15 protein-coding genes are annotated in these 18,176 nt (G+C 60.2%); 9 read left to right on the plus strand and 6 right to left on the minus strand.

Annotation, left to right across the window (positions count from 1 at the left end):
• Positions 1–10: 10 nt before the first annotated feature.
• From dusB to ntrX, 5 genes are all read left to right on the plus strand, one after another.
• The gene (gene dusB / locus TRM7615_RS16525) at positions 11–994 is read left to right on the plus strand and encodes a tRNA dihydrouridine synthase DusB (RefSeq protein ID WP_108789506.1); all 984 of its coding nucleotides are present in this window, start codon (positions 11–13) and stop codon (positions 992–994) included.
• Complete coding sequence (locus tag TRM7615_RS16530) at positions 991–2,067, plus strand: two-component system sensor histidine kinase NtrB (protein ID WP_108789508.1); 1,077 nt, start codon at positions 991–993, stop codon at positions 2,065–2,067. The genes dusB and TRM7615_RS16530 overlap by 4 nt, the downstream gene beginning before the upstream one ends.
• A gap of 6 nt (positions 2,068–2,073) precedes the next feature.
• Positions 2,074–3,441 carry a response regulator gene (locus tag TRM7615_RS16535; protein ID WP_108789510.1) on the plus strand — a complete coding sequence of 456 codons (1,368 nt, stop codon included), beginning with the start codon at positions 2,074–2,076 and terminating at the stop codon, positions 3,439–3,441.
• A gap of 99 nt (positions 3,442–3,540) precedes the next feature.
• On the plus strand, positions 3,541–5,829 hold the full coding sequence (locus TRM7615_RS16540) for a sensor histidine kinase NtrY-like (RefSeq protein ID WP_108789512.1): 2,289 nt from the start codon (positions 3,541–3,543) through the stop codon (positions 5,827–5,829).
• Positions 5,822–7,237: a nitrogen assimilation response regulator NtrX gene (gene ntrX, locus TRM7615_RS16545; protein WP_108789514.1), complete on the plus strand. Its 1,416-nt coding sequence runs from the start codon at positions 5,822–5,824 to the stop codon at positions 7,235–7,237. The genes TRM7615_RS16540 and ntrX overlap by 8 nt, the downstream gene beginning before the upstream one ends.
• Before the next feature lie 9 nt (positions 7,238–7,246).
• On the opposite strand, the gene TRM7615_RS16550 is transcribed toward ntrX, so the two are convergent.
• Positions 7,247–7,735 (minus strand): hypothetical protein, encoded by a 489-nt coding sequence (locus TRM7615_RS16550; RefSeq protein ID WP_108789516.1) that lies wholly within the window; start codon positions 7,733–7,735, stop codon positions 7,247–7,249.
• 98 nt (positions 7,736–7,833) lie between these two features.
• On the opposite strand from TRM7615_RS16550, the gene trkA reads away from it, so the two are divergent.
• The 4 genes from trkA to hflX all read left to right on the plus strand — a co-directional run bounded on the left by trkA (position 7,834) and on the right by hflX (position 12,399).
• Positions 7,834–9,210, plus strand: a complete 1,377-nt coding sequence (gene trkA / locus TRM7615_RS16555) for a Trk system potassium transporter TrkA (protein ID WP_108789518.1) — start codon at positions 7,834–7,836, stop codon at positions 9,208–9,210.
• Complete coding sequence (locus TRM7615_RS16560; protein WP_108789520.1) at positions 9,210–10,748, plus strand: TrkH family potassium uptake protein; 1,539 nt, start codon at positions 9,210–9,212, stop codon at positions 10,746–10,748. Before trkA ends, TRM7615_RS16560 begins: the two co-directional genes overlap by 1 nt.
• Before the next feature lie 134 nt (positions 10,749–10,882).
• On the plus strand, positions 10,883–11,122 hold the full coding sequence (gene hfq / locus TRM7615_RS16565; protein ID WP_008204623.1) for an RNA chaperone Hfq: 240 nt from the start codon (positions 10,883–10,885) through the stop codon (positions 11,120–11,122).
• Complete coding sequence (gene hflX, locus TRM7615_RS16570; protein ID WP_108789522.1) at positions 11,122–12,399, plus strand: GTPase HflX; 1,278 nt, start codon at positions 11,122–11,124, stop codon at positions 12,397–12,399. The genes hfq and hflX overlap by 1 nt, the downstream gene beginning before the upstream one ends.
• A 9-nt stretch (positions 12,400–12,408) precedes the next feature.
• Here hflX and TRM7615_RS16575 read toward each other — a convergent pair whose 3' ends face one another.
• The 5 genes from TRM7615_RS16575 to hemB all read right to left on the minus strand — a co-directional run bounded on the left by TRM7615_RS16575 (position 12,409) and on the right by hemB (position 18,164).
• On the minus strand, positions 12,409–13,401 hold the full coding sequence (locus tag TRM7615_RS16575) for an NAD(P)H-dependent flavin oxidoreductase (RefSeq protein WP_165821458.1): 993 nt from the start codon (positions 13,399–13,401) through the stop codon (positions 12,409–12,411).
• The gene (locus TRM7615_RS16580; RefSeq protein ID WP_108789526.1) at positions 13,398–13,793 is read right to left on the minus strand and encodes a nuclear transport factor 2 family protein; all 396 of its coding nucleotides are present in this window, start codon (positions 13,791–13,793) and stop codon (positions 13,398–13,400) included. The genes TRM7615_RS16575 and TRM7615_RS16580 overlap by 4 nt, the downstream gene beginning before the upstream one ends.
• A gap of 50 nt (positions 13,794–13,843) precedes the next feature.
• A complete protein-coding gene (locus TRM7615_RS16585; protein ID WP_108789528.1) occupies positions 13,844–16,309 on the minus strand; it encodes a penicillin acylase family protein in 2,466 nt (821 codons plus the stop codon).
• Positions 16,310–16,439: 130 nt separating this feature from the next.
• A complete protein-coding gene (locus TRM7615_RS16590; protein ID WP_370739826.1) occupies positions 16,440–17,024 on the minus strand; it encodes a lipid-binding SYLF domain-containing protein in 585 nt (194 codons plus the stop codon).
• A gap of 141 nt (positions 17,025–17,165) precedes the next feature.
• Positions 17,166–18,164, minus strand: coding sequence for a porphobilinogen synthase (hemB, locus tag TRM7615_RS16595; protein WP_108789530.1), 999 nt, complete (start codon positions 18,162–18,164; stop codon positions 17,166–17,168).
• Positions 18,165–18,176 lie beyond the last annotated feature (12 nt).

The following is an 18,176-nucleotide window of genomic DNA, read 5'->3' on the forward strand; positions in this document are numbered from 1 at the left end:
ATTAGGCATTTTGACCTTACGTCTTGCCAACAAAGAGCTGACCCCGCCTGTGGTCCTCGCCCCGATGGCCGGAATCACAGACCGCCCGTTCCGCGATCTGGTTTCCAGTTTCGGCGCAGGCCTGGTGGTGAGCGAGATGGTCGCCAGTCAGGAAATGGTTCAAGCCAAGCCGGGCGTACGTGAACGCGCCGAGCTAAGCGCGGACGTGGAAAACACCGCCGTGCAACTTGCGGGCCGCGAGGCAACCTGGATGGCCGAGGCAGCACGGCAAGTGGCTGATCAAGGCGCGCGGATCATCGACATCAACATGGGGTGCCCCGCCAAAAAGGTGACCAACGGGTATTCCGGCTCGGCGCTGCTCAAGACCCCCGATCATGCGCTGACGCTGATCGAGGCGGTGGTCGAAGCGGTGGATGTTCCCGTCACGCTCAAGACGCGGCTTGGTTGGGACGACAAACTGCTCAATGCGGCGGATGTGGCACGTCGTGCACAGGATGCTGGTGTACAGATGGTCACAATCCACGGGCGCACCCGCTGCCAGTTCTACAAGGGCCACGCCGATTGGGCAGCGATCCGGTCGGTGACCGAGGCGGTGGATGTGCCGGTTGTGGCCAATGGCGACATCACCAGCACCGAGGCCGCCCAACGGGCGTTGGAGTTGTCCGGTGCGGCGGGCGTCATGATCGGGCGGGGCGCACAGGGCAAACCCTGGCTGCTGGCGCAGGTCTCGCACGACCTCTATGGAACGCCTGCACCTGTTATTCCGCAAGGCGCTGACCTGATCGACATGGTGCAGCGCCATTACCACGCAATGCTGTCTTTCTACGGCGCCGAACTGGGTCTGCGCGTCGCGCGCAAACATCTGGGCTGGTACATGGATGAGGCGGGCACGGCAGCGCCGCTGCGCCGTGCAGTGCTGACATCCCGCGATACGGATGAGGTGACGCGGCTGCTGACGGATGCGCTCACCCCAACGCAAGAGGTGGCGGCATGACCTCGGACCAATCCATCTGGGCCTCGCTGCCGGTTCCGGCTTTCCTGATCGACCCAGAGGACAGGATCGCGGACGTGAACTCTGCCGGCGAAGGGTTTCTGAACGCGTCAAAAAAAGCGGTCGAGGGCACGCCGGTTTGGGATCAGATCGCCATTGATGCCCCGATTGAAGAAGCATTCGAGCGCGCCCGCACCAACGGCACACCGCTTTTTGTCAACGACATCGATGTCGGCTCGGGCAGTCGCGCGCCACTGCAATGCGCCCTGCAGATTGCACCGTTGCTCGGCCACCCCGGCACGATGATCATGATCATTTCGCCGCGGGAATTGGCGGGGCGGATGACGCAGAACCATTCGGTGAAATCGGCGGCGCAGTCGGCTATTGGCATGGCTGAAATGCTGGCGCATGAGATCAAGAACCCGCTGGCCGGGATCACCGGGGCGGCGCAGCTTCTGAGCATGAATCTTGGCGCCGAAGACCTTGAACTTACAGACCTAATCGTGGCCGAAAGCCGCCGGATCGTGAAGCTGTTGGAGCAGGTCGAACAGTTCGGCAACCTCAGCACGCCGGATTTCAAGCCGGTCAATATTCACGACGTTCTGGACCGCGCCCGTCGCTCGGCGCAGTTGGGGTTTGGGGCCCATATGACCATTATCGAGGACTACGACCCCTCGCTTCCCATGGCCTTGGGTGACCCTGACCAGCTGTTGCAGGTGATATTGAATCTGCTGCGCAACGCGTCAGAGGCCGCAGACCCACAAGGCGGCACCATCCGCCTGCGGAGTTACTTTGAACACAGCTTTCGCCTGCGCCGCTCGGACGGCACAGGCCAATCGCTGCCCTTGCAGATCGAGATCATCGATGATGGCCCCGGTCTGCCGGACAAGATCAAGGCCGACATCTTTGATCCCTTTGTGTCTGGGCGCGAGAACGGCACCGGGTTGGGGTTGGCCTTGGTGAGCAAGATCATTTCGGATCACAACGGGTGGGTCTCGGTCACGTCTGTGCCCGGGCGCACGGTGTTCCGCCTGTCGCTGCCGCGGGTTCCGCGCGGACATATGGATAAGGAGTAAACTGGCATGGATGGCACGGTTCTGGTTGCCGACGACGACCGCACAATTCGCACGGTTCTGACCCAGGCGCTGACGCGGGCAGGGTGCAAGGTGCATGCCACCAGCTCGCTGACGACGCTGATGCGTTGGGTGAGCGAGGGGAAGGGCGACGTGGTGATCTCTGACGTGGTCATGCCGGACGGAAACGGGTTGGAAATGCTGCCCAAGATCAACGAAGACCGCCCCGGTCTGCCGGTGATCGTGATCTCGGCCCAAAACACCATCATGACGGCCATTCAGGCGGCCGAGGCCGAGGCGTATGATTATCTGCCCAAGCCCTTTGACCTGCCGGATCTGATGAAGCGGACCGCCCGAGCGCTTGATCAAAAGCGAAAGGCGCCGCAGCCATCAGTGAATGATTCTGGCGAGCGCCCGGACGAGCTACCGTTGGTGGGGCGTACGCCGGTGATGCAGGCGCTCTATCGTTTGGTGGCCAAGGTGATGAACACCGACCTGCCGGTGATGATCTCGGGCGAAAGCGGGACCGGAAAGTCACTGATCGCAAAGGCAATCCACGACTTCTCCGACCGACGCACCTTGCCCTTTGTGACTGTGACAGGGGCGGACTTGCAGGAGCTGGAAGGGCCTGCGCGTGTCTTGGCAAGGGTCAAGGGCGGTACACTGCTGATCGACGAAATCACCGACATTGACGATGAGATTCAAGCACGGATCGTACGGATGATGGACGCGCCGGGCGATCACGTGCCGCGCTTCATGGCGACCAGCCAGGGCGACCTGTCCAAGGCGATGGAGCAGGGGCGTGTGCGTCAGGACTTGTACTATCGCTTGTGCGGCGCGCCGATCCATGTGCCTGCTTTGCGTGAACGCGTGGATGACATCCCGCTGCTGACCGAGCACTTTTTGGCCCGCGCCGAGCGTGATGGTGCCCCGAAACGCTGGTTGAGTGATGACGCCAAGGAACTGTTCCGCGTCTACAGCTGGCCTGGCAATGTGCGACAGTTGGAACATGCTGTGCGTCGCCTGGGCCTGACCAGTCGCGCGGACGAGATTTCGCGCACCGAAGTCGAATTGGTTTTGGGCAGCCAGCCCGAGGTCGAGCCGGTGCTTGGTGGCGGCGATCACGAGAAACTCTCGGCCTCGGTCGAGCGGCACTTGCGACGCTATTTCGATCTGCATGGGAACATGCTACCTCCGCCCGGTCTGTATCAGCGGATCCTGCGCGAAATCGAAGCGCCCCTGATCGAGATTGCCCTGGATGCAACCGGCGGAAATCAGGCCAAATGCGCCGATCTGCTGGGCATCAACCGGAATACGCTGCGGAAAAAGATCACGGATCTGGATATTCAGGTGACACGGCGCCGCAAACTGATGTAATATCGCCACACAAACCGTGGCATCTGGGTTTCGACCTAGGATAGATCACGAAATATGGCGGTTCGTTGCGCAAGCAACACATCAGTATGAGGGCAGCAGGTGGCATCTCGGTCACAGAACGGGCCAATCCTAACGATTAGCCGTTGGCGAAGAACCCGAAAAGCCCGCAATATCGGGACCTTGGGCCTTGTGGTTCTGGGCCCTGTCTTGACGCTTGCAACCTATCTGGCGATCGGCCCGTTCGATCAGGGCGCGTCGTCACTGTCACTGCGACTCATCCTGCTTGCGGACTTTGTCTATATTCTGGTTCTCGCCGCTTTGGTTTTGGGGCAGGTTGCCCGTCTGATCGCTGCGCGGCGCGCCAAATCGGCGGGTTCCCGCTTGCATTTGCGTCTCATCGGGGTCTTCTCTCTTTTGGCGCTGATCCCGGCCGTAACGGTGGCCATTTTTGCAGGGCTTACATTGAACGTCGGCCTCGAAGGGTGGTTTTCAGACCGCGTGCGAGCGGTGGTCGGATCGTCGCTTACCGCTGCCGAAGCCTATGAGAGTGAACAGCGCCTTGATTTGTCCGAGGACGCCATGGCCTTGGCCCAATTCCTTGATCAAAGCCGTGGGGTCAATTTCTTCATCAACGATGGGGAATTCCGGCAACTGTTGGCGCGGGGCCAGTCGCAAATTCAACGCGGCTTGCGCGAGGCCTATGTGATTGATGGAACAGGAGAGATTCTGTTCCGGGGTGATCGATCCTATCTGTTTGATTTCGAGCGCCCAAGCAATGAACAGATCTCTGAGGCGCAAGAGCGCGGCCTGTTGATCATTCAGGACTGGGACAACAATGAGTTTCGCGCGCTGGTGCCGCTCAATGCGTATCTCAACCGCTATCTCTATGTCAGCCGCGAAGTTGACGGACATTTGCTGAACCTGCTGGATGAGACCAAGGAAACGGCAAAATTCTATCAACAACTTGAAAGCGAACGGGGTCGTGTGCTGTTTCAGTTCGGTCTGCTCTATCTGGGATTCGCGGTGATCCTGCTGCTGGCCGCTGTTTGGCTGGGCCTGTGGTTTGCCGAGCGTCTGTCGCGCCCGGTCGGGCGCTTGACCACTGCGGCGCAGCGCGTGGGTGGTGGTGATCTGGCCGTGCAGGTGGTCGAGGATGGCGGTGATGATGAGATTGCCATGCTGGGGCGTTACTTCAACCAGATGACCCGACAGCTCAAGGGGCAGCGCGATGCCCTGTTGGAGAATACCCGTCAGATTGAACAGCGGCGGCGGCTCTTTGATTCTGTTCTGTCTTCGGTCACGTCCGGCGTTGTTGGGCTGGATCCTGATGGGCGTGTGACCTTTGTGAACCGGTCGGCAGAACGACTGCTGGACTGGTCTGGTGGTGAACAGAGCCTGGCGCTCGGCATTGCTGTGCCCGAATTCCTGCCGCTTTTCGAAACCATGCAATCAACCGGCTCTGAAACAGCGCAGGGCGAGATCAAGGTGAGCCGCCAGGGGCAACAGGAAAACCTGCTGGTGCGCATGTCGACCCGGAGGGGCGAAGACGGCGGGCTTGAAGGGTATGTGGTGGCCTTTGATGATGTGACCGATCTGGTCAGCGCGCAGCGCATGGCCGCGTGGGGCGATGTCGCGCGCCGGATCGCGCACGAGATCAAGAACCCGCTGACACCCATTCAGTTGAGCGCCGAACGGATCAAACGCAAGTTCACGGGCGCTTTGCCAGAAGAGGACGCCGAAAAGCTTGAAGCGATGACAGACGTGATCGTACGTCAAACGAATGATTTGCGGCGTATCGTCGACGAGTTTTCAAAATTCGCCCGCATGCCGGAACCTGATCGGCGCAATGAGGATCTGACGCAATTGGTGCGGGACGCGGTGTTGTTGCAGCAAACGGGTCAGCCCGATCTGCGCATCGTTGCGGACCTGCCGGATGATCCAATCACCACGGATGTCGATGGCACGATGTTGTCTCAAGCGCTGACCAACCTGATCAAGAATGCAGGCGAAGCGATTGAAACACTGAAAGAAAAGGGTGCTCCGGACAACCTGGAGCCACAGATCCACGTGAGCCTGACCGACAGCGGCGCCGGGGTCATCATCACAATCGCGGACAACGGTGTCGGCCTGCCCGAAGACCGGGCACGGCTGTTTGAACCCTATGTGACAACCCGGGACGAGGGCACAGGTCTGGGCCTGCCCATCGTCAAGAAAATCATCGAGGAACACGGCGGCACCCTCACGCTTGAGGACGCGCCGGTATTTGACGGACAGGACCATTTTGGCGCGATGGCCGTAATTCGTCTGCTGCGGGACGATCCGCACAAACCCAAAGCGCCGATTGAACAGGCGGCAAAAACACTAGTGAAAGCAGGACAATATGAGTGATATTCTGATCGTTGACGACGAACGCGATATTCGCGAACTGGTGTCCGACATTTTGGAGGACGAGGGGTTCTCGACACGGCTTGCGGGCAATTCTGATGATTGCATGGCCGAGATCAATGCAGAACCTCCGGGGCTGCTCATTCTGGACATTTGGCTGAAAGACAGCCGTATGGACGGCATCGACATCCTCAAGGCGGTGAAACGCGACAATCCGGACGTACCGGTGGTGATCATTTCGGGTCACGGCAACATCGAAATCGCTGTGGCCGCGATCAAGCAAGGTGCCTATGACTTCATCGAAAAACCATTCAACATCGATCAGCTGATGGTGGTGATCCGCCGCGCGATGGAGGCCTCGCGCCTACGCCGCGAAAACAGCGCGCTAAAGCGGCGCGAGGTGACAAACTCGGACATGATCGGCAGCTCGGCGGCCTACCGCACGATGATCGGGCAGCTGGACAAAGTAACGAAGTCGAATGGGCGCGTGATGCTGAAAGGGCCGGCCGGGTCAGGCAAGGAAATTGCCGCGCGCTATATTCATGCTCACTCCAATCGCGCAAATGCACCGTTTGTGACGGTGAACTGCGCCGGGATCGAACCCGAGCGAGTCGAAGAAGTGCTTTTTGGCCGTGAATCCACCGAACGCGGTGTCGAATCCGGCCTGTTGGAACAGGCGCACGGTGGGGTCGTCTATTTCGACGAAGTGGCGGACATGCCTTTGGGCACGCAGTCCAAAATCCTGAGAGTGTTGGTCGATCAGCAGTTTCAGCGAGTGGGTGGCAGTGACAAGGTGCGCGTCGATCTGCGCGTGATCTCTTCGACCAACAAGGATCTGGATTCCGAAATTCGGGCTGACCGGTTTCGCGAAGAGCTTTATCACCGCCTGAACGTGGTTCCGATCGCGGTGCCCTCGCTTGAAGAACGGCGCGAGGATATTCCGGTGCTGGCAGATCACTTCATCGAGGTATGCAATTCGACCCAGGGTCTGCCGCAACGAGAACTCAGCGACGAGGCTGTCGCCTTGATGCAGACAATGCAATGGCCGGGCAACGTACGCCAACTCAAGAACCTGGTTGAGCGGGTGTTGATCCTGGGCGACAGTAATGGACCGATTGAGGCGCGCGAACTGCCCAATGAGGAAGAAAAGCAAAGCGACGATGGCCGCGTGGTGCTGTCGGGTGCCTTGGCGACTCTGCCGCTGCGCGAAGCGCGCGAGGCGTTTGAACGTGAATATCTTCTGACCCAGATCAATCGGTTCGGTGGCAATATCAGCCGCACGGCCAGCTTTGTTGGGATGGAACGCAGCGCGCTGCACCGCAAGCTGAAATCGCTGGGTGTTGTGACCTCGACCAAAGCCGGTGCGCGCGTCGCCCATGTCGATGACGAAGCAACCGAGGCCGCAGAGTAATCTGCGGTCTTATCCCTGTTTGCTGGCGATGGTGGGTGTGATGATCTGGAAGGATCCGTCTTCGAATTGGACGAAGCATGATGCCGATGACAGCGGCGGCAATTTGGTTGTGCGCTGCTGTGGCACTTGGGATTTCACGTTCTGTTTGCACGGTTCCAGCGTGACCGGTTGATAGCCACGGCGCGCCATGCATTGTGCTTCGACCTGGTTCCGCAGGCCCTCGTTCGCATCGACGGTGTAGATGCGGCCGGGCTCCCAATAGCCCGGTGTCTGATAGCATTGCCCGGCCGAGTTGCAGATGGTCCGTCCCGGAAAGAAGATAGGTGGGCTTTGCCGAACCTGGTTGGCCACTGGCGCGTCCTTGAGCGCCGCCACCTGACAGTCGGTCGTGTCAGATTGCATTCGCGATACAGACGCCCCCTCTCGGTAATAGATCGACAGGGAACTGCAGGCCGCGAGGGGTACTGACAAAACAATCATTCGAAACAATGTCTTCATGCCTGCATTCTGCCCCAAGTTGCGCAACGTGACAATTGAATTGACCCTCAACCAGCCATCTGTCATTCAAAAACACCAGACATCCAGAGGTCAGGGACATGAAGGTCATAATTTGCGGTGCCGGTCAGGTTGGCTGGCAGATCGCGCGTCACCTGTCAGGCGAGCTGAATGACGTCACGGTCGTGGACAACAACCCCGACCTGGTCCGGCGCGCCACGGACACGCTTGATGTTCAGGGCATCGCAGGGTTCGCGAGCTACCCGGACGTTCTGGACCGGGCAGGGGCGCGGGATGCGGACATGATCATCGCGGCCACCCATTCGGACGAGGTGAACATGGTCACCTGTCAGGTGGCGCATTCCGTCTTTGGCATCCAGCGCAAGATCGCTCGACTGCGGTCGCAAAGCTATCTGACCGCGATCTATTCTGATCTCTACCGCCGCGATCACCTGCCCATCGACGTTGTAATCAGCCCCGAGCGCGAAGTCGCGGCCGCTGCTATGCGTCGGCTGTCTGCCCCGGCGGCGTTTGACACTGAAACTTTCATGAACGGGCAGGCGCAGTTGTTGGGGATCATGATCCACGAGGATTGCCCCATCATCAACACGCCCTTGCGGCAGTTGACCGACCTGTTTTCGACTTTGCGGTCGATCGTCGTCGGAGTGCGTCGCGAGGGGACGCTGTTTGCACCGGAACCCGGTGATCAGCTGTTTGTTGGCGATCAGTGTTATGTCTTTTCGCACGTCGAAGACGTGAGCCGAACGATGGATGTATTTGGCAAGACCCAGAAAAAGCAGGATCGCGTGGTGATCGTGGGCGGCGGCAATGTCGGGTTGGAGGTTGCCAAGACGCTGGAGGAACAGAAAGAACGCATTCGATCAAAGGTCATCGAACGGGATCGCGCTTCGGCCGAACGTGCGGCTGAAGAGTTGGAGCGGACGATTGTTCTGAATGGTGACGGATTGGATGCAGCTTTGTTGAAAGAGGCGGGCATCGAGCGGGCGGATGCAATGCTGGCCGTGACTGACGATGACAAAACCAACATGCTGGCCGCGGTGCGGGCCAAGGCCGAAGGTTGCCCGCTGGCGATTGCGCTGATCAACGATCCAACTCTGGTGCCACTGATGCAACCCATGGGCATCGACGCCTACATCAACCCGCGTGCCACCACCGTAAGCTCGATCCTGCGTCACATTCGTCATGGTCGGGTGCGGCAGGTCTATTCCATTGGCGACGCCGAGGCCGAGGTGATCGAGGCCGAGGTTTTGTCAACCTCCCCCATGGCGGGCGCGCGCCTGCGCGACATCGACTTTCCCGAAGGTGTGCTCGTCGGAGCCGTGCGCAAGGGCGACGAGGTTCTGCGCCCCACTGGCGGTCTGCGGATTGAAGAGGGTGATGTGGTCGCGATCTTTTCGATGGCCGATGATGTTCCAGAGGTCGAGCGGCTCATGCAGGTCTCGATCGACTTTTTCTGATGCAACGGGTTCAGAAAACACAGGTTGGATTGCTGCGGCGCTTGCCGCTGTTTCTGCTGATCTGGGGGTTTGTGTCGCTGTCGATGTGGATCCCGGCAGGCTATGGGCTCTATCTGGATGACCACCCCGTATCGCGGTCGTTTTTCTATTCCGGCATTCTGGGTCTGTTCGGGGTGTCGATGATCGCCATCGCCGTCAGTGGTCATACGCCGAAACGCGGCGCCTTGGGGCAACTGCTTGTTTTGTTGGCGACCTTTGCAATCTTGCCGGTGTTTCTGGCCATTCCGTTTCACGACGCGCTGCAGACCACCAGCTTTCTGAACGCCTATTTCGACATGGTCAGCGCCATCACCACCACCGGAGCAGACCTGTTCAATGATCCCGGTCGCTTGGCCGCCCCATTGCACCTTTGGCGCGCGCAAGTGGGCTGGATCGGAGGGCTGATGATGTGGATCGCGGCATCGGCCATTCTGGCGCCGCTGTCACTCGGCGGGTTCGAGGTCACCGCGCGGGGCCAGCCGGGGCGCACGGTACGAGGGTTCAATCAGGCCGAGCTTAGCGATCCGCGTGGACGTTTGATCCGCATCACCCGGACGCTGGCACCGATCTATGCCGGTTTGACACTGGTGATGACCATCCTGCTGATGATCGCGGGCGAGCAGGGGCTGACCGCTATCTGCCACGCAATGTCGGTGATGGCGACCTCGGGTATCTCTCCGGTCGGTGGCATTGGCGGGTCGACCGCTGGCCTGACCGGCGAGGCGATTCTGTTTCTGTTCATGTTCTTTGCCCTTTCGCGCCTGACGTTTTCCACCGACACCGCAAATCAGGGATACGCGCGCCTCGACAAGGACCCCGAGTTTCGCATCGGCCTGATGATCGTCATCGGCCTGCCGGTCCTGCTGTTTCTGCGTCACTGGCTGGCGGCCTATGACGTGGACATGGTGGGCGATCCGCTTCTGGCGCTGCGCTCGTTATGGGGCGGCATGTTCACGGTTCTGTCGTTCCTGACCACCACAGGCTTTGAAAGCACCGATTGGGAAGAGGCCCGAACCTGGTCCGGTTTGGGTACGCCCGGATTGATTTTGATGGGGCTGGCGCTGATTGGCGGTGGCGTGGCCACCACGGCGGGCGGTGTGAAATTGCTGCGGGTCTTTGCCCTTTATCTTAACGGGCTGCGCGAAATGGAGCGTCTGGTGCACCCGTCATCCGTAAGTGGCGAAGGAGGCGGCAACCGGCGTATCCAAAAGGACGGTGCTTTTATAGCCTGGATATTCTTCATGCTCTTTGCCCTGTCGCTGGCCACGGTCGCGGTGGTTCTGGCGGCCCTCGGGTCCAGCTTTGAAGAGGCGCTGGTGCTGAGCATCGCGGCGCTGTCGACCACTGGTCCGCTGATCAATTTTGCGGCCGAGGCCCCCATCCGGATCAACGAACTGGGCGACGCATCCAAAATTGTTCTGTGTTTCGCCATGGTTCTGGGACGTTTGGAAACCCTTGCGATCATTGCTTTGCTGACGCCGTCGCTTTGGCGAAATTAAGCATTTTTGGTTAACGTTAGGTCAGTCAGGTGTTTTTTATGGCTGGAATCTCATTTCACCTCACTCCATACTCCCTGCAGAGGGACGTGCTGGTCCGCAGTACGTAGCAAGAACAAAGGCGAGAATTTAAGAAAATGGCTTCGGACAGACAGAATCTTCAGGATGCGTTCCTGAACCATGTGCGGAAAACCAAAGTTCCGGTTACTATTTTTCTGATCAACGGCGTGAAATTGCAGGGTGTCATCACCTGGTTCGACAATTTCTGTGTGCTGCTGCGCCGCGACGGACAGTCGCAGTTGGTGTACAAGCACGCGATCTCGACCATCATGCCGGCCCAGCCGATCAGCCTGTATGAGGGCGAAGACGCCTCTTGATGGAACATGAAAGGGAGCTGACCCGCGCGTGGGTTCTGCATCCCGAGATAAAATCAGACGAAAACCGCCGCGTTCCCGAACCGGCGCTGCAAGAAGCCGTTTCTCTTGCCGCGGCTTTGCCCGATCTGGATGTGATCGGCTCTAACATCGTGCGCCTGCCAAAGCCCCAGCCGGGATATCTGTTTGGCTCGGGCAAGATCGAAGAGCTTGGGGCGCCGTTCAAGGCCAATGAGGTCGAGCTGGTCCTGATCGACGGGCCGGTCACCCCGGTGCAGCAGCGCAATCTGGAAAAGGCGTGGAAGGTCAAGATCCTCGATCGGACCGGCCTGATCCTCGAAATCTTCAGCGACCGTGCCCGCACCCGCGAGGGGGTGTTGCAGGTCGAGATGGCCGCGCTCAGCTATCAGCGTACGCGCCTCGTGCGGGCCTGGACCCACCTGGAACGCCAGCGGGGTGGATTGGGCTTTGTCGGCGGACCCGGCGAAACCCAGATCGAGGCCGACCGCCGTGCCATTGACGATCAACTTGTGCGGTTGCGCCGTCAGCTGGACAAGGTCGTCAAGACCCGCACATTGCACCGCGCCGCGCGCGCCAAGGTGCCGTATCCGATCGTTGCACTTGTGGGCTATACCAACGCAGGCAAGTCGACGCTGTTCAACCGGCTGACGGGTGCGGATGTGATGGCCAAGGACATGCTCTTTGCCACGCTGGATCCGACCATGCGCCGCGTTGTGCTGCCAGATGGGCCCGAGGTGATCCTGTCCGACACCGTGGGTTTCATCTCAAGCTTGCCGACCGAGTTGGTTGCTGCCTTCCGCGCCACTTTGGAAGAGGTGCTGGGGGCCAATCTGGTCGTCCATGTGCGCGACATCAGCCACGATGATACCGAGGCCCAGGCTCAGGATGTCGAGACTATTCTGGGTTCGCTTGGTCTGGATGATGAACGTCCCCGGATCGAGGTTTGGAACAAGCTGGATCAGCTGGAACCAGACGACCGCGAAGCCGTGATTGCGCGCGCCGAGCGCGAAGATGACATCTATGCCATCTCGGCGCTGACCGGGCAGGGGCTGGATGACTTGCTCGAAGCCGTCGCGGTCAAACTGCAAGGCGCGCGGCATTTGTCCGAGTTGGAGCTTGGCTTTGCCCAAGGGCGCCAACGTGCGTGGCTGTTTCAGCAGGATATCGTGCAGGACGAAGAGCAGACCGAAACTGGTTTCAAGGTCACGGTCCTGTGGACCGACAAGCAAGAGGCGCAGTATAACGCTATGGGGGCCTAGGCACGCCGGTTAAAGAATGGACCGCCCGTTTTGCAGGGCGGTCTGCGCGTCCCGATACAGTTCATCGACAATCTCAGCCGCACTCATGACCTGCCGCACCTGTGAAACCCCTTGGCCGGACCACAGCGACATGGCATCCACGTCCCCCGTGGTGCCGGAAAACGGCGTGTAACTTTGATAGCGCTCGACTGGGTCGCCGTTTGGTCGATGGCCGATGACTTGCCCCTCGTTCGGTCGTTGACCGGGTTTGGGTGCTCCGGCCTGGTGCCAGCCTTGGGAAGTCGAGTTTTTCAGCGCGCGATGTGGGGCGTCGGGCCAAGAGATGTCGTACAGCTCGTGATACCACTCGGTCTGATCTTCGCGGGCGTCCAGGATGCGTTGGCGATAGGTTTCATGGATCGTGGCCTCTGTGCTGGCCAAAAAGCGCGTGCCGACCCAAACACCAGAGGCGCCAAGCATCATGGCTGCCGCCATGGCGCGCCCATCCGCGATGCCGCCCGCCGCCACGACCGGAATGTTGACGGCATCCACCACTGCTGGGATCAAGGCCAAGCTGGAAACACGACCCCAGACATGACCGCCGGCCTCCCACCCTTGGGCGACGATAACGTCGGCGCCAGCCGCTTCGGCGGCTTTGGCTTCTTGAGAGGTGCCAACGCTGTATAAAACCTTGAGACCTCCATCCTTGGCCATATCGATGGCATCCGTGTCCATGCCCCAGAACAAGGATACGGCGTGCACCTTGTGATCAATGCAGGCTTGCAGCTGGTCCTTGTAGGGGTTTGCCACGTTGATGTTGACCGCGAAATTTTGCTGCGTGGCTGCTTGGGCCTGAGCCAGATCGGCAACAAACCCATCCATGGGCTTGTGCCAAAGGGGCAGAACACCATAGCCACCCGCGTTGCACACAGCAGCCACCAGATCAGGCCCGGCAGCGCCGGCCATAGGCGCGGAAAGAATCGGAATTCTGGTGTCGAGTACGCTGGACAGCGGGGCGGTCATGCGCCGTCGATCTGCCTTTGGTAATCGTCGGCGTCGAACCAGCCCTTCGAAGACACGACCTGCAGCTCGTCGTTCAGGTCCCATTCTTCCCAACCGCCAACAACGACAAGGTTCTTGGTCTCGGCGTGGTGCCCCTCGAGCGTCCAGATGAAAACGGCATGTGACCCGGCCTTGCGCATCAGATCGCAGCGCACCTCCAAGTCCGGGAACTCGGCATAGAACCCAGCGGCCATTTCGGCCACGGCTGCACGGCCCTTGATTGGATCACCACGGTTGATCACGATTTCGCCGTCGACGGCAAAGAACGAGGCCACAGCCTCGGGTTCGCCGGAACTCCAGGCCAGCGCATAATCCCGCGCCAGCTTTTGTAAGATGTCTTGCGCAGTCGCCATCGTGTCTCTCTCCCGTTTCAGGAACCCTACGCGAAATGACAGCGTTGCGTCTATGGCGCAGGTTGCAGAACCGTGACCCCAACGGCGGCGGCCCGCGCAAGTTCGGCGTCCAGCGACATCGGAATGTACTCTCCGCGCCGCCACAGCTGTGCCATGTCGTCATAGTGGCGCGACAGGAAATGGCCGGATTGACCGGTCGAGGTTATGAAGACCGAACTGTCGGGGTCGGCAAAGTCGTAGACGCCGCGATAACCTGCACCGTGCACGTTGTAGAACGGGTTCGGGTCCTCGCCGGACGTCCGCCCCCGTTGCAGCGTGTTGTCACCGCCGCTGGTGGATTGGCGGATGTTCACAAAAAAGCGCAAGACGGGCACCTTGCCCAAGGTCGGGTGATCATGGGTGGCCTGATGCGCATCGCCCCAACGCAGCGATTCCAGGGCCGAGCCATAACGCTCCTCGATCCAGACCAGCGCGTCATCCAGCGCCAGCTGCGCCATTTCGGTGCAGGTCTCGACCGGAGCACTCTGCCGGACGTCACACCAGACCGAGGCACCGTTCACATTCCTATAGACACGCTCGATAAAGAGCGGCTCGACATGTTTGAATTCCTTGGCAAGTGGCCCCAACTCGTCCGTGATCAGGCGTTTTTGCAATGCCCGCAACCAGGCGGCATAGATCAGAGGTTCGGGCAGATGCTCGTTCATCTCGCCGTTCCATTCAGCCAGAAGGGCCAGTGCGATCTGCCGCTGACGTGCAGGGGTACCATCGGGCGCAGCCTGTCCGGTGAACCACAGATCCGCGCCGATAAGCGGCAACAACGTGCGCGCCGTGGGGCTGACGGGGTCCAGTTGGGCTTCGATGAAGCTGTCGCGGGTGTGGACCTGGCGCGACTGCATCAGCCGTTGCCAGCGGTTCACCCGCTGGGTGTCGCCCCAGATGTACGAGACATGGTTCGGAAATGGACGTTCCAGCAGCTTGTTGTTGGTGTTGCCCAACAGGCCACCACGGGGGCTGACGAACTGCGGGTTGGCGGCATAAGGCGCGCGCCCCAGCCAGCGGTTTTCGGCTCGCCATCCCTGCGACGGCAAACGCCCCTTGCTCTGGTGGCGCGGGTCACGGCGCGGGACAGCGCCGATCATCTTGAGGCCAACCGCGTCGCTGTCTGCCACGGTCAGGTTGAGCGATGGCGCAACAAAGGTTTCGGCCGCGCGGATCGCCTCGCGTACGGTGTTCGATCGCATCAAGTCCATTGATGCCGTCAGAGAGCTGTCGCGTGGGCTGAGTGCGGTCCAGCCGAGCGAGACCACATGGCCCGGCGGTGTCACGGTGGCCAGATCATACATGCTGCCCGGAAGGACCGGGCCATTTTCCGTCCAACGCAGGGTCAGCGTGATCGGCGCGGCATCCATGATCTCGATGATCGAGGGGCGGGTTTCAAACGTTTTGAACCCGTCGGGGGTCAGATACTCTTCGGGGTTTTGCGGGTTGAGCTGTTCGATGAACAGGTCCTGGTCGTCCGCGTAGGATGCTGTCAGGCCCCAACCCATGTTGTTGCTCCGTCCAATCAGGATGGATGGAACGCCGGGAATGCCGGCTCCGATGATGCCGCCGTCCTGCAACTCGAGCCGGGCCAGATACCAGGTCGAAGGCGCGGCAAAGCCCAAATGCGGATCATTGGCCAGCAAGGTGCCACCCGCGGCAGATCGCGAGGGATCAGCGGCCCAGGCGTTCGAGGCCCCGGAAAGTCCGCGCTTTGGAAAGGGCGACAGCGGAGAGGTTGGCATCGGCGTGCCTTGGGCATAACGCGGCAAATCCGGGAACAGGCTGGCGTACTCGGGCAGGGCGGCAATGCCGGTGCCGGGAATGTCGGGCAGTATGTCCCGCAGGCGGTCGGAATTGTTGAGCATCAAAGAGGTGCGGGCGCGCAGAACCTCTTCTTCCAGATGGCCGGTCAGTTGCAGTGCCATCAGCTTGATGATCGCCAGGCTGTCGCCGGGTTGCCAGGGCGCAATTGGGGCGTTGAACAGGAACATCTCGGGTGCACCGCGTCCCAGAGCCTCTTCGTTGATCTCAGCCAGACGTGCATTCACGCCCGCAGCATAGGCGCGCAAAGCTGTCTTGGTGTAGTCGGATTGTACGTCGACCGATTGCAAGGCCAAGGAATACAGGTCCAAGCGCCGCATCAGGCGGTCGATGCGCACAGTGCGCTCGCCAAACACCTCGGATAGCCGACCTTGGGCGGTGCGACGAAAGATCGTCATCTGCCACAGGCGGTCCTGGGCATGGGCGTATCCCATGCCAAAGAACACATCGGGGTCGGATTGGCCAAAGATATGCGGCACATTGGCGTTGTCGCGCACGATCTCAACCGGCGCATCAAGGCCTTGAACCTCGACCGTCTGGTCGTATTCGGGAAGCGATTGGCTGGCTAGGAAATAGACCAGCACCACACCGGCGACGACCAGGCCGATCAAACCGGCGGCAATGCGCAGAAGCCAACGAAACAGAAGAGCCATTCGGGTCCCGTCCATAAGAGAAATGTGGGCGTTAGTTGGGCACCCTAAATCATGGTGAAGACAGCGAAAAGGCCTGCCGTGACAGCAGGCCTTTGCAATTTTGCGTCAAGGCGTTCAAGCCATGCACCGATCAGGGAATGATGCGGGTGTATTTGGTCCCTTCCAGCGTTGCACCAACGCGCAGACCGGCCCGGCCAAATACGGCTGCCAGAACAGGCGAGCGCAGGGTGTTGGTGTCGGCGGCAAGTGAATCACCCTGGTCGCTGACCACATATTCCAGGTCGGCACCGGCGGACCAGCCGCTGGATTGGCGGAACTCGTTCAGCGCGTCCTGGGTCATGAAAAACAGCACGTGGGCATATTGTTGGGCACCGATCTGGAACCCGGCACTGCCTTTGACGGCCGAGTAATAGTCGACCGTCACGCCATTGATGCGCAGTGCGCCTTGGCCGTATCCGGCCCCAACGACGAAACCGGCCTCGGTCAGAAGCGGCATGACCAGCATACCGGAAGCCTTGTTGGCGATTTCGATGGTGTTGGGGAACTGGCTGTACATTTCGTTCAGCGTCGAATCCACGCGTGCGTCGATGGTTGCGCCATTGTTGTTGCCGACGCCATTGCCGCAGGCTGCGGTCAGGGTAAGCCCGGCCAGACCAAGGCCAAAACCGCGACGCGAGACGCGCGGGGTCGCGCGGGATGTGATGGGACTGCTCATGATGTTTTCTCTGTATTCGTGCCTGAGTAAGCCGGTTTTTTCCGGTCTTCGCGCGACTTTACGCCGATAATGACGCTCTGTCACGGGGGCAGAGCGCTGCTTAGGCGGGTTGCCGCCATGAAATTTGCGTCAGATTGCCCCTTAGCCTTGCAAAATCTTGGCTACAGCCGGGGCAAAATAGGTCAGCACCCCGTCACAGCCTGCGCGTTTGAACGCCATGAGGCTTTCGAGCATGACCTTTTCGCCATCGATCCAGCCGTTTTGCGCCGCCGCCTGCACCATCGCGTATTCGCCCGACACCTGATAGGCGTAGGTTGGTACGCCAAAGCCGTCTTTCACGCGGCGGCAGATGTCTAGGTAGGGCATGCCGGGTTTCACCATGACCATATCCGCGCCCTCGGTCAGATCGCGTTCGATCATTCGCAGCGCCTCGTTCCCGTTGGCGGGATCCATCTGGTACGTCTTCTTGTCCCCCGTCAAAGCGCCCGAAGCCCCGACCGCATCGCGGAACGGTCCGTAAAACGCACTGGCATATTTGGCCGCATAGCTCAGGATCATAACGTTGTGGTGGCCGGCCCCTTCAAGCGCCTGCCGCATGGATCCGATCCGCCCGTCCATCATGTCCGACGGTCCGATAATGTCTGCGCCCGCATCAGCCTGTGCCAGGGTCATCTTGACCAGGGCCTCGATCGTGCGGTCGTTCACGATCTCGCCATCTTCGACATACCCATCGTGCCCGTTGATGTTGTAGGGGTCCAACGCCACATCGGTCATCACCGCAATATCGGGGGCGGCGGCCTTGATCGCGCGTATAGCGCGGTTCGACAGGTTGTCCGGGTTCCAGGCCTCGGCACAATCCTCGGTCTTCAGGCTGGCATCGGTGTAGGGAAAGATGCAGATGGCCGGAATGCCAAGGGCCTGCGCCTCGACCGCCGCCTTGGCAATCAGATCGACAGAGCGCCGCACAACACCTGGCATCGACGGCACCGGCTCTTCGATGCCTTCGCCGTCGCGTACAAAGACGGGCCAGATCATGTCATTGACGGTCAACACGTTCTCACGCACGAGGCCGCGAATGGCCTCGGATTGGCGGGTTCTGCGGGCGCGGGCTGCCGGATAGGGGGCAATCGTCGGTTTCATGGCGCGGACTCC

It is taken from the genome of Falsiruegeria mediterranea M17 (assembly GCF_900302455.1).
GTDB classification, from domain to species: Bacteria; Pseudomonadota; Alphaproteobacteria; order Rhodobacterales; family Rhodobacteraceae; genus Falsiruegeria; species Falsiruegeria mediterranea.